Genomic DNA, 9,405 nt, shown 5'->3' on the forward strand with positions numbered 1-9,405 from the left:
CGAAGGGCTCCCCTGCTAAGCGTTGCAGGGGAGCCCTTTGTTGTGGGCCGAAGACCTACTTTTTCAGGCTCAGCCATTCCTTCAATTGCTCCAGCGGCCAGGTGGTGACGATCCGTTCCTTGGGCACACCCATGGCTTCGGCCCGCTCCGCCCCGTACTGGAGGAAATCGAGCTGGCCGGGTGCATGAGCGTCGCTGTCGATGCTGAACAGGCAGCCGGCGTCCAAGGCCATGGTGATGAGGTTGTCCGGTGGGTCCTGGCGCTCGGGCCTGGAGTTGATTTCGACGGCGACACCCCACTCCGCGCATTCCTTGAAGATTCTGGGGGCATCGAATTCGGATTCGGGCCGGGTGCCCCGTGAGCCTTGGACCAGACGGCCCGTGCAATGCCCCAGCACATTGGTGTGCGGATCACTGATGCCACCCAACATTCGTGTGGTCATGGTCTTTTTGTCTGATCGGAGTTTTGAGTGAACGCTGGCCACCACCACGTCCAGACGGTCCAACATGTCCGGGGTCTGGTCCAGGGTTCCGTCTTCAAGGATGTCCACTTCAATTCCTTTGAGCAATCGGAAGCCATCCTGGGAGGCATTGATGCCGTCCACCACATCCAATTGCTTCTCCAGTCGTTCCACGCTGAGGCCATTGGCGATAGTGAGGTTGGGGGAGTGATCAGTCAGGGCCAGGTACTCGCGTCCGAGGGTGCGCGCGGCGGCAACCATGGCTTCGATGGGGGAGCCGCCGTCGGACCAGTTGCTGTGGCTGTGAAGGTCCCCGCGTAGTGCTGCCCGCAGCGTGTCACCTCCGGCGGCCAGGGCTTCAGTGCCGCGCTCGCGTAAATCAGCCAGATAGTCGGGAACCCGGCCGTCCATGGCTTGGGTGATGACTTCGGCGCTGCGGTTGCCTACGCCTTTCAGACTGGTGATGCGTCCGGAACCCACGAGTTTCTTGAGGTCCTCGGGCGAAAGCTGCCGTGCGGCGTCGGCTGCTTTTCGAAACGCCTGGACCTTGAAAGTGGGGGCTTGGCTTCGTTCGAGCCAGAAAGAGATTTCGTCGAGCGCCTCAAGGGGATCCATGGCTCCATGATCCACGAACAAGGCGCACCATCAACAGTGGGCAGTGTTGATGGTGCGCCGGTTCGGTCACTGCCAGCTAGTGGTGGCGACCCGGATCCAGGGCGGGATTGGAGCCCTGGCCGCTTTCTTCATGGGGTGCCTGGCCATGCTCCCCGTGGGGGACAGCATGCTGGCCCGCCATCGAGGCGGCCAGGCCGGGTGTTGCTACAGAGGCAACAACGACGGCGGCTCCGAACGCGGCTGCCAGAAGCCGCCCGGTCCTTGGCTGGCCGTGGGCGCCGCCGTCGTTGGTCTTGTGCTGCCGCCTCAGCCAGCCAGCCCCGGCAACTGCCATGAGTGTCAGGCCTAGAGCGGCAAAGTGGCTCACATTCAGTGAGCGCTGGGTGCTGATCCCGGCCACCGTTGCTGCAAGGTGGGCAGCAGCAGTCACAGCGAGGACAGGAAGTGCATAGCGGGCAAGGACCAGGGTGTTCCGGTGCAGCCCCCACAGCGACCAAGCCAAGAATGCGAGGCCGCCGGCGAGGGTTGCTACACCGGCCACCACCTGGCCGGGTGTCACCGTTTCCGTTCCGGCGAGGTAGCCTGCAGCAAGGGAAAGCTCAACCATCCCGGCGGCCATTGACGCGAAGTACACGAACAGAAGGGTCGCTGCGCTGAGGGTGGGGTGATTTTTGCGTTCCATGGCTGTGCTGTCCTCTCGCTTAACAAGCGGTGATCAGATGATGTTCAGACGATTCAGAAGCTGATCAGGCGCGGGCGGACGCTACGGCGGCCTTGTCCTGTGACAGGGCAACGCCCAACAGGACTACGGCGCTGGCAAGGTGCAGGACGTTGTCCGCACCGTTGAGGGCGATGATGTTCAGCGAGGAACCCACCAGGAAGAGTCCAAGGATGCCCACCAGGAGGTAGACGCCACCCACGGCAGTATTGACGCCCTTGGACAGCGTGACGCTGTTCATTCCGGCGTAGAGCAGTGCGGCGCCAATGGCCAGGTGGATGATGTTGTGAAGCGGGTTGACGGCGAAGATGATCAGGTTGGCGCCCTCGGTGGCAAAGAAGCCGATTCCCGAGGTGACAAAGAATCCGAGGACGCCTACCAAAAGGTAGACGGCTCCGAAGATGGTGGCGATCAGGCGATTGGGCGAAGTACGCATGGTCCGAACCTTCCGGTGATGGCCGGAAAATCCGGCCGTCCTGCTGAGCCCCGGTTGGGGCTCTCAAGCAGTGATTCGGACCATATGCGCAGGTGGATGGGTGGTGGACCGGATAAATTCCCGGACGTTCAGGGGCGGAGGCGGATGCTGGTCATTTTGAGGTCGTCGGTGCCTTCGAAAACGTACTGGAGGTCGATTGTCTTGCCGTCGCATTGCAACGTGCCCCCGAGGTTGGCTTTGTTGTTTCCGTTTTCCGAGTTCACGTTGACTGAGTTGTAGTTCGGCTTGCACGAGCTATCCAGGTTCAGGCTGGCGATGCCGTCTAGGAAGGACTGCTTGTCCAGCTCGTCTTTCAAGGGCTGGCTCAGGTAGGTGTCATAGGCCTGCTCTGTTTGGCCCGAGACCACCAGATTAGTGAACTCGTCCGCCAGTGACCTGGCTTTGGACGTCGCATTCCCTACCAGGTTGACCAACAGCAGTACACCCACCACTGCCAGGACGATCACTCCCGCGACGATGCCGAGGACAATCCACAATACTTTCCGGCTCTTCTTCGGGGGCTGCTGACCGTACGGGCCGGGTTGGTACTGCCCGGGCTGGGTTTGGCCTTGGGTATACGCATTCTGTCCCTGGGGGTAGGGGTTTTGGGCGTACGGTTCGTGGCCGGGTGCAGCGTAGTGGGGGCCGCCTTGGGGAGTAGCGGACGACGGCGGCTGTTGCCACTGCGGCGATGCCCCGGGCTGCGGGGGATACGGAGCGCCGGGCTGCGGGGAATACGGGCCGCCGGGCTGTGGGGGATACGGGCCGCCTGCCTGCGGGGGATACGGGCCGCCTGCCTGCGGGGGATACCCGGGGCCAAGGGGAACCGGCGGCGGGTTCTGGCCATGGTTGTTCGGCTCGGGTTGGTTGGGTTGTTGCGGGTTGCTCACGGTAGTGCCCCTTTCGGTAGCCTTCGGCAGCGCCACCACCTGGCCGGGGACCTCTGGCCGGCCCCCGATGCGTCCACTTGCATCAAATCGCATGCCGGTTCTGCGGGCAAGTGATGCACCGCCCATTACTGCAGGTGAAGAGTCATTTTCCTTCGCCGGAGCGTCTCCCCAGCAGCGGTTGCACCCGGTACGGGATCATCTCCCGCATAGCCAGTGCCGTGTCTGTCCGTTCCACCCCATCACAGCCGAGGATCTTTCCGTTGATGCGGTAGAGGTCCTCCGCGTCCAGGGCAACCACGCGCAATAGCAAGTCCGCGGAGCCGGTCAGGCCGAAGCCTTCAAGGATTTCAGGGATGTCTGCGAGGTCTTCGGAGAGCGAGGCCAGTTTTTGTTGTTGCACATGGACAGTAATGAAGGCGGTGAGCGGGTACCCCAGCGCCGCGGGATTGATGCGCCGCTCGAAGGAGAGAAAGGCGTGTTTCTTCTCCAGTTGTGCCATCCGGGCTTGGACAGTGTTCCTGGACAGGCCCAGCTTCTGCGCCAAGGCCACTACAGTACCTCGGGGATCCTTGGCCATGGCCGAAAGGAGACGGGTATCAGTGCCATCCAAGGGTTGCATAATGCGCAAGATTAGCACGGCCGCTGAGTCTGAAACAGGGCAGAATGCTCAACTTCGGCGAGGGTAGTTGTACCCGATGCCTCTTGTGAGTAGGGTCACACTTAACTCCGGCGAAGGTGCCGGAGGGCCGGTCTGCGGCAGGATCACAAGTCCAGCCAGCGCCGACGAAAACGAGCCGGAAGGTTGCGATCACCTGTGTTGACGGATCAGGCGGGCAAGGGAGTGCACCACCACACTCCAAGCCCGGAACATAGTGCACAAATTCCCTTGAGGACTGGCGGAGAGCTGCTCCAGTTGGTGTCGCCCGAGGGCGAACGCATCAGCCATCCAGAATTCGATATCTGGGTCAAGGACATTGGCGACGAACACCTGTGCTCCTTGTACGAGGACATGACAGTCATTCGCCGAATCGATGCGGAGGCCACGGCCCTCCAGCGTCAGGGAGAGCTCGCACTGTGGCCGCCGTTGCTGGGTCAGGAAGCAGCGCAGATCGGCTCAAGCCGCTCGCTCCGGGACGATGACTTCGTTTTCCCCAGCTACCGCGAAAGCGGGGTGGCCTACGTACGTGGCGCCCACCTGTCCGAGATTGCCCGGGTATGGCGCGGAAACGCCTCCTATGGGTGGGATCCAATGCGCATTAACCTAGCGACGCCCCAGATCATTATTGGTTCGCAAAGTCTCCACGCCACCGGCTATGCCATGGGCGTTCAGTTGGATGGTGCCAATACCGCGGTACTTGCCTACTTCGGCGATGGCGCCACGAGTGAAGGCGACGTCAACGAGGCCATGGTCTTCGCAGCGAGCTACCAGGCTCCCGTGGTGTTCTTCTGCCAGAACAACCATTGGGCCATTTCCGAGCCCGTCCGCGTGCAGTCCCATGTCCAGTTGGCTGACAGGCCCACCGGCTTCGGCATCCCCAGTATGAGGGTTGATGGCAATGATGTCCTGGCTGTCATGGCTGCAACCCGTGTGGCGTTGGACCGAGCCCGCAAGGGTGGCGGACCTACGTTTATCGAGGCTGTTACATACCGCATGGGTCCGCACACTACCGCCGATGATCCCACCCGGTACCGTGACCCCATCGAATTGGAGGACTGGGCTGCCAAGGACCCCATTCTGAGGCTGCGCAAGCTGCTCGAAGCCAAGGGCCTGCTGACTGACAACCTGGAAGCCAGGGTGAAGTCCAAAGCCGATGCCGTGGCCGCGGAACTGCGATCCAGCTGTATTGATATGCCGGACCCGCAGCCGTTGGATGTTTTCAACCACGTATACAGCACCCCTAACCCCTGGATTGAACGCCAGAAGGACCACTATTCGCGCTACCTGAACAGCTTCAACCAGCCCGCCGAGGAAGGTGCACTCTGATGTCCAAGCTCACTTTTGCCCGGGCCATCAACGCCGGTCTCCGGAAGTCCCTCGAAAACGACCCCAAAGTGGTCCTCATGGGGGAAGACATCGGCTCGCTCGGTGGCGTCTTCCGCGTCACGGACGGGCTGCAGAAAGATTTCGGGAAGCACCGGGTCATCGATTCCCCTCTGGCCGAGTCGGGCATTATTGGCACCGCGGTTGGCTTGGCCTACCGCGGCTACCGGCCGGTGTGCGAGATCCAGTTCGATGGCTTCATCTACCCGGCGTTCGACCAGATTGTCAGCCAGGTAGCCAAGATGCATTACCGCACGCAGGGACGGGTGAAGATGCCCATCACCATTCGTGTTCCTTTCGGGGGCGGCATCGGATCGCCGGAACACCACTCCGAATCACCCGAAGCGTACTTCACGCACACTTCCGGCTTGCGTGTGGTGGCGGTTTCCCACCCGCAGGATGCTTACACGATGATTCAGCAGGCCATTGCCTCCGATGATCCTGTGCTCTACTTCGAGCCCAAGCGCCGCTATCACGACAAGGGCGATGTGGACGAGACCCTTGACCTCTCCACTGCCCTTCCCCTGGACAAGGCTGCCGTGGTGACCGCCGGCTCGGATGTCACGCTGGTGGCCTACGGTCCCCTCGTGAAGACGGCCAAGGATGCTGCCATGGCTGCCGCCGACGAAGGTATTTCCGTGGAGGTCATCGATCTGCGCTCGCTGGCCCCCGTGGATTACCCGGTAGTGGAAGCCTCTGTCCGCAAGACCGGACGCTTGGTGATCACCCACGAGGCGGGGCAGTCCGGTGGCCTGGGCGCCGAGATCGCCGCCAGCATCACGGAGCGCTGCTTCCACTATCTGGAGTCCGCCCCGGTCCGCATCACCGGTTTCGATGTTCCATACCCCTACTCGAAACTCGAGATGCACCACCTGCCGGATCTGGACAGGATTCTCGACGGCGTGGACCGCGCCCTGGGTCGGCGCAACTCGTTGAGTGGACTGGAAGGATGACCGCCACCATGATCAAGGAATTCAGGCTGCCGGACCTTGGCGAGGGCCTGACCGAATCGGAAATCCTGAGCTGGAAGGTAGCGGTGGGGGACACCGTCACACTGAACCAGGTCATCGCCGAAGTTGAAACCGCCAAGGCAGTTGTGGAGTTACCCTCTCCGTTCGCGGGAGTGGTAGCAGAACTTCATGAGCAGCCCGGCACGGTGGTGGAAGTTGGCAAGCCCATCGTGTCGTTCGAGGTTGACGACGCCGGGTCCTCCAGCGGGCGCAGCTTGCCGGACAGCGGTGACCGGTCTGCTGGTGCTGGATCTGCTGGCGCTCCATCCGCTGGAGTCAGCGTCGCCGTCGAAACATCTGCCAATGGTTCGGCGGCAACTGCCGGCGTTGAAGCGGTGGGGACCCCGGCGAAACGTGAGCCGAACCTGGTGGGGTATGGCGCCGTCGTCGAGCACAGCGGCCGCCCGGCCCGCCGTGCCCGCGGTCACGTTCTGGCCGCGCATTCCGCACCGCCAGCGGCTCCGGCGCCAATCGAGCCTGCGGTGGCTCGTCTGGCAGAGGGGGACACCTCCGAACGTCCGCGGTCAACCCCGCCGGTGAGAAAACTGGCGCGCGATCTTGGCATTGATCTGAAACTCGTCCCCGGAACCGGGATGGGCGGGCTCATTACCCGCGAGGATGTTCAGAACTTCTCCGGTGCAACGGCAGCCGCAGCCCCGGCCGAGGGCCGGGTTTCTGAGGCAGGGGCTGAGCGCGAAACCCGCACTCCCATAAAGGGAGTCCGGAAGTTCACGGCTGCGGCCATGGTGCAGAGTGCTTTCACTGCGCCGCACGTTACCGAGTTCCTCACGGTGGACGTCACGGCCACCATGGAGTTGCTGGCAAGGTTGAAGGGCAACAAGGCGTTCGAAGGCTACAAGCTCACTCCGCTGACCCTTGCGGCCAAGGCGGTCCTGGTGGCGCTGCGGAACAATCCATCGCTGAACTCGCGGTGGGATGACGCCAGCCAGGAGATTGTCCAGTACAACTACGTCAACCTGGGCATAGCGGCCGCCACGCCCCGAGGCCTGACGGTCCCGAACATCAAGGATGCGGACCGGCTTACCCTTCGTGAGCTTTCCACGGCGCTGACTGAACTGACGGATACCGCGCGTGCAGGCAAGACGTCGCCGTCGGAGCTGTCCGGCGGCACCATCTCCATCACCAACATCGGCGTGTTCGGAATCGACGCCGGGACCCCCATCCTGAACCCGGGCGAGGCCGCCATTGTGGCGTTGGGTGCTGTGCGGAAGGCGCCGTGGGTGGTGAATGACCAACTCGCTGTCCGGCAGGTCATGTCACTCAGCCTGTCCTTCGACCACCGCCTGGTGGACGGGGAACAGGGATCGCGATTCCTTGCCGACCTAGGGGCGATCCTTGCCGACCCCGCAATGGTGATGACCATGATCTAGCGGTAACCGAAGCTGCGCCGGCCCATCCCTTTACGAGTGCTTGCAGGAAACTGCAGCTAAGGGGTGGGCCGTCGCGCGCTAAGCCTGAACTAAAGCCCGCGTTAGTCTTCGGCGGGTCGGTTTCGCTGGCTCGGTCGTCGGTGGCTCAGTCTTCCGTGGGGGTCGTCCGGTTGGAGTGGTACGTGCGCCAGCTGTGCTCCGGTTCAAAACTCAGCAGCCTGCGCGCCTTGTCAATGGACAGCATGGTTTCGTGCTCGCCCAGTTCTTTGAGGACCTCGACGCCGGGAAATACTTCCGCAGCCAGATCAGCGCTGCTCCGGCTCATCACAGTATCGGCCGCGGCAATGATGAAAGTTTCAAAGCCCGGTTCACCATGTTCCAAGGCCCTGACCACAGCCAGGGCACCGTCGCGGGCATCAATGTAGCCCCACAGATTCCATTTCCTAAGGTTTGCGTCAGAGTCGAAGGACGGGAAGGCATCGTAATCCTCGGGGTCCATGACGTTGGAGAAGCGCAGCGCCGTGATGCTCAATTCCGGATCCCATCGTGTGAGCTGGATGGCCATCTGCTCCTCAAGATGCTTGACCAGCGAGTAGGTGCTTTCCGGACGGGCCGCGTACTCCTCATCCACGGGAATGTAAGGAGGTGCAGTGTCGAAGGGGAGCCCTAGGACTGTCTCGCTGGAGGCATAGACCACCTTCTTGATGCCTGCCCTTCGTGCCGCTTGAAACACGTTGTACGTGGACACCATGTTGTTCTCGAAAATCGCGGCGTCGGGGGCGAGACCCGGAGCGGGGATGGCGGCCAAGTGAACAATTGCGTCCAAGCCATCGTGTTGGTCGTCCAGGCCAAGGATGACATCCACTACCTGCCCATAGTTGCGCAGATCAACGCTTACGTAGCCCTTCCCGCGGGTGCCGGCTCGGTCCATGTTGAGCACCTGGTGGCCGTCATGCGTGAGCCGCCGAACCACGCTTCTGCCCAGTTTCCCGCTTCCGCCCGTGACAGCAATCCTCATTTAGCGCTCCTCGACATTTGTGCTCCTAGACTTTTGGTGCTCCTGGACATTTTGTGCTCCTGGCTATGGGGCCGAACCTAACCCGCGATTCCTCGCCGGTTCAGCAAGGCTTAGGTTTTCCAGCCTAGGTGGCACATCTGTTGAGTGCAGCCCTTAAGGCAGGCCCTGTGAGTCCTAGGAAAACCGGAACAACCCGCGGGCGTGCGTGTTGCCGGAGAACCCACGTCAAAACAGAGGCAGTGGGCGGCGGGCAGTGGGCGGCGGGCAGTGGGCGGCGGGCGGCGGGCGGCGGGCGGCGGGCAGTGGGCGGCGGGCGGCGGGCAGTAAGCAGTGGACGGCGGGCAGTGGGCAGTAGGCGGTAGTCAGCTGCTAGCGGCGATGAGGAAATGAGGGCCCGGTACAGGCTATGCACCGATCGCCCTCCCCAAAATCCGCGTCAGGCGCCCGTCCCCTCGGGTCAGGCCCCGCACACCGTTTTCAGGCAATCCCGTTCAGGCAGTCCCATTGAGCCTATTCAGACAGACCCGCGTGGGGCTGTTGTGGGTTGGGTTTATGTTCGTTGGGGTGTGTGGTGGTGGTTGCGTCGGGGTTTTTGGTGGGGGTCGATGTGGGGTGGGGGGATGAACCAGGGGGCGCCGGTTGTCATGTCGATGCGCCATAGTTCTTTGTGGATGATGTGGTGGTGGTGGCTGCAGAGCAGGGTGCCGTTGTCTGTGCCTGTGGTGCCGCCGTGGGACCAGTAGGTGGTGTGGTGGGCTTCGCACCAGGGTGCGGGCATGGTGCAGTC

The 9,405-nt window shown here is 62.4% G+C and carries 10 protein-coding genes; 3 read left to right on the top strand and 7 right to left on the bottom strand.

Translation table 11 applies throughout. From position 1 onward, the window contains the following. Window positions 1-55: 55 nt before the first annotated feature. The 5 genes from HAV21_RS21395 to HAV21_RS21415 form a co-directional block, all read right to left on the bottom strand. Complete coding sequence (locus HAV21_RS21395; protein ID WP_166843080.1) at window positions 56-1,075, bottom strand: PHP domain-containing protein; 1,020 nt, start codon at window positions 1,073-1,075, stop codon at window positions 56-58. Window positions 1,076-1,151: 76 nt separating this feature from the next. Continuing rightward, complete coding sequence (locus tag HAV21_RS21400; protein WP_166843081.1) at window positions 1,152-1,757, bottom strand: hypothetical protein; 606 nt, start codon at window positions 1,755-1,757, stop codon at window positions 1,152-1,154. Between the two features lie 64 nt (window positions 1,758-1,821). Continuing rightward, complete coding sequence (locus tag HAV21_RS21405) at window positions 1,822-2,229, bottom strand: DUF4383 domain-containing protein (RefSeq protein ID WP_062067466.1); 408 nt, start codon at window positions 2,227-2,229, stop codon at window positions 1,822-1,824. Between the two features lie 128 nt (window positions 2,230-2,357). Then, window positions 2,358-3,158, bottom strand: coding sequence for a hypothetical protein (locus tag HAV21_RS22410; RefSeq protein ID WP_347877682.1), 801 nt, complete (start codon window positions 3,156-3,158; stop codon window positions 2,358-2,360). Window positions 3,159-3,300: 142 nt separating this feature from the next. Further along, window positions 3,301-3,777 (bottom strand): Lrp/AsnC family transcriptional regulator, encoded by a 477-nt coding sequence (locus HAV21_RS21415; protein WP_166843082.1) that lies wholly within the window; start codon window positions 3,775-3,777, stop codon window positions 3,301-3,303. Between the two features lie 195 nt (window positions 3,778-3,972). Between HAV21_RS21415 and pdhA the strand changes: the two genes are divergently transcribed. The 3 genes from pdhA to HAV21_RS21430 are packed head-to-tail and all read left to right on the top strand — an operon-like array spanning window position 3,973 to window position 7,600. Beyond that, the gene (pdhA, locus tag HAV21_RS21420) at window positions 3,973-5,142 is read left to right on the top strand and encodes a pyruvate dehydrogenase (acetyl-transferring) E1 component subunit alpha (protein ID WP_166843083.1); all 1,170 of its coding nucleotides are present in this window, start codon (window positions 3,973-3,975) and stop codon (window positions 5,140-5,142) included. Next, window positions 5,142-6,152, top strand: coding sequence for an alpha-ketoacid dehydrogenase subunit beta (locus HAV21_RS21425; protein ID WP_166843084.1), 1,011 nt, complete (start codon window positions 5,142-5,144; stop codon window positions 6,150-6,152). Before pdhA ends, HAV21_RS21425 begins: the two co-directional genes overlap by 1 nt. Further along, on the top strand, window positions 6,149-7,600 hold the full coding sequence (locus tag HAV21_RS21430; RefSeq protein ID WP_166843085.1) for a dihydrolipoamide acetyltransferase family protein: 1,452 nt from the start codon (window positions 6,149-6,151) through the stop codon (window positions 7,598-7,600). The genes HAV21_RS21425 and HAV21_RS21430 overlap by 4 nt, the downstream gene beginning before the upstream one ends. Window positions 7,601-7,745: 145 nt before the next feature. Here the strand turns inward: HAV21_RS21430 and HAV21_RS21435 are convergent, their stop codons facing one another. Then, a complete protein-coding gene (locus tag HAV21_RS21435) occupies window positions 7,746-8,618 on the bottom strand; it encodes an NAD(P)-dependent oxidoreductase (protein ID WP_166843086.1) in 873 nt (290 codons plus the stop codon). 550 nt (window positions 8,619-9,168) lie between these two features. Next, on the bottom strand, window positions 9,169-9,405 hold a 237-nt coding region (locus HAV21_RS21440; RefSeq protein ID WP_347877683.1), incomplete at its 5' end, for an HNH endonuclease.

This window comes from Paenarthrobacter sp. MSM-2-10-13 (genome assembly GCF_011605365.1).
Classification (GTDB): domain Bacteria; phylum Actinomycetota; class Actinomycetes; order Actinomycetales; family Micrococcaceae; genus Arthrobacter.

Bases quoted from the DNA above. Each gene is read 5' to 3' on its own strand.
- HAV21_RS21405 (WP_062067466.1), bottom strand. From the start codon at position 2,229: ATGCGTACTTCGCCCAATCGCCTGATCGCCACCATCTTCGGAGCCGTC.
- HAV21_RS21430 (WP_166843085.1), top strand. From the start codon at position 6,149: ATGACCGCCACCATGATCAAGGAATTCAGGCTGCCGGACCTTGGCGAG.
- HAV21_RS21395 (WP_166843080.1), bottom strand. From the start codon at position 1,075: ATGGATCCCCTTGAGGCGCTCGACGAAATCTCTTTCTGGCTCGAACGA.
- HAV21_RS21435 (WP_166843086.1), bottom strand. From the start codon at position 8,618: ATGAGGATTGCTGTCACGGGCGGAAGCGGGAAACTGGGCAGAAGCGTG.
- HAV21_RS21425 (WP_166843084.1), top strand. From the start codon at position 5,142: ATGTCCAAGCTCACTTTTGCCCGGGCCATCAACGCCGGTCTCCGGAAG.
- HAV21_RS21415 (WP_166843082.1), bottom strand. From the start codon at position 3,777: ATGCAACCCTTGGATGGCACTGATACCCGTCTCCTTTCGGCCATGGCC.
- HAV21_RS21400 (WP_166843081.1), bottom strand. From the start codon at position 1,757: ATGGAACGCAAAAATCACCCCACCCTCAGCGCAGCGACCCTTCTGTTC.